This is a genomic window from Gillisia xinjiangensis (assembly GCF_046298265.1).
GTDB classification, from domain to species: domain Bacteria; phylum Bacteroidota; class Bacteroidia; order Flavobacteriales; family Flavobacteriaceae; genus Gillisia; species Gillisia xinjiangensis.
In genome coordinates, this window is record NZ_JBKAHK010000128.1 from 1 (window position 1) to 516 (window position 516).

Annotated in this window: 1 protein-coding gene; it reads right to left on the reverse strand. The window is 66.7% G+C overall.

Annotation, left to right across the window (positions count from 1 at the left end; genetic code table 11):
- Positions 1-99 precede the first annotated feature (99 nt).
- The coding region (locus ACKGJN_RS16830) for a glycine cleavage T C-terminal barrel domain-containing protein (protein ID WP_409540725.1) at positions 100-516 on the reverse strand (417 nt) is incomplete at its 5' end.

The window sequence follows — 516 nt, forward strand, 5'->3', positions numbered from 1 at the left end:
GTAAGCGCGGATCATCGCCGCGCTGTTGCTGAGGCCGGTTGTCGCCGTCTCGGGAATCTGCGGGAGGCCTTGGCCCTTCGCATGCATGTCAGAACCTCGTCAGAGTCGGGCGGGCGGGGTGAGGGAGCGGCGGCGGTGGCGGAAGAACGGCCGTTCGGTGAGCCAGGCCTTTGCCATGATCCGCTCCCACTTGCCTTCCTTGTCGTGATAGATCTCGACCCAGAGATCGCCGGTGATGTCGACGCCGTAGGGCGCCTGCAGCATGGCGAGCGCGATGTTCCGCTTGCAGGTCGGCGACCACAGGGTCGAGGTGATGTGGCCGGCCTCGGTCTTCTTGCGGTGATAGACGAAGGCGGCGTGCGGCGCCTTGTTGCCTTCGACCTCCAGGGCGACGAGCTTGTAGCGCGGGCCCTCCTTGGCGTGCTGCAGCAAGGCGCGGCGGCCGTTGAAATGGCCTTTGTCGAAGTCGACCAGGCGTGCGGCGTCCAGCTCGAAGGGTGTGCGTCCGCGTGTCGG